This window comes from Streptococcus sp. DD04 (genome assembly GCF_001578725.1).
In the GTDB taxonomy this organism is placed as follows: Bacteria; Bacillota; Bacilli; order Lactobacillales; family Streptococcaceae; genus Streptococcus; species Streptococcus sinensis.
In genome coordinates this window covers 1-763 of sequence record NZ_KQ968992.1, presented here as the reverse complement: position 1 = coordinate 763, position 763 = coordinate 1, and the positions used below count along the sequence as shown (strand labels likewise).

The window sequence follows — 763 nt, the reverse complement described above, 5'->3', positions numbered from 1 at the left end:
CTTTTGAGTTGTCTGGCTTGGGTCGCATCGGCTTTCATGATATACTGTTAGTATCCTAATCTTAGAAAGTAATGCTATGGTTTTATCAAAAAAACGGGCTCGCCATGTGATTGAGGAAATTATTGCTCTTTTCCCTGATGCTAAGCCCAGTCTAGATTTTCGTAATCACTTTGAGCTTTTGGTAGCGGTCATGCTATCGGCTCAGACGACGGATGCTGCGGTCAATAAGGCGACGCCAGCTCTGTTTGAGGCTTATCCGACCCCGCAGGATATGGCTGTGGCGGGTGAAGCAGACATTGCTAAATACATCTCCCGTCTTGGGCTCTATCGCAACAAGGCCAAGTTTTTGAAGAAATGTGCCCAGCAGCTTTTGGATGATTTTGATGGCCGAGTGCCGCAAACGCGAGCTGAGTTGGAAAGTCTGGCAGGTGTCGGTCGCAAGACGGCTAATGTGGTCATGAGTGTTGGCTTTGGCATACCAGCCTTTGCTGTCGATACCCATGTGGAGCGCATCTGTAAGCACCATGATATTGTCAAAAAGTCTGCAACGCCGCTAGAGGTAGAAAAGCGAGTCATGGAGGTGCTTCCGCCCGAGCGCTGGCTGCCGGCTCATCAGGCCATGATTTACTTTGGACGGGCTATCTGTCATCCTAAAAATCCCGAATGCGATCACTATCCGCAACTCTATAACTTTAATGACATTTAAAAAGCGAGGTCTGATGACTTCGCTTTTATTTGATAGGGAAGAAAGTAAATAAGCCCC

1 protein-coding gene is annotated in these 763 nt (G+C 47.8%); it reads left to right on the top strand.

Annotated elements, in window-relative coordinates:
• Positions 1-76: 76 nt before the first annotated feature.
• A complete protein-coding gene (gene nth, locus STRDD04_RS10170; RefSeq protein ID WP_062201986.1) occupies positions 77-706 on the top strand; it encodes an endonuclease III in 630 nt (209 codons plus the stop codon).
• Positions 707-763: the final 57 nt, after the last annotated feature.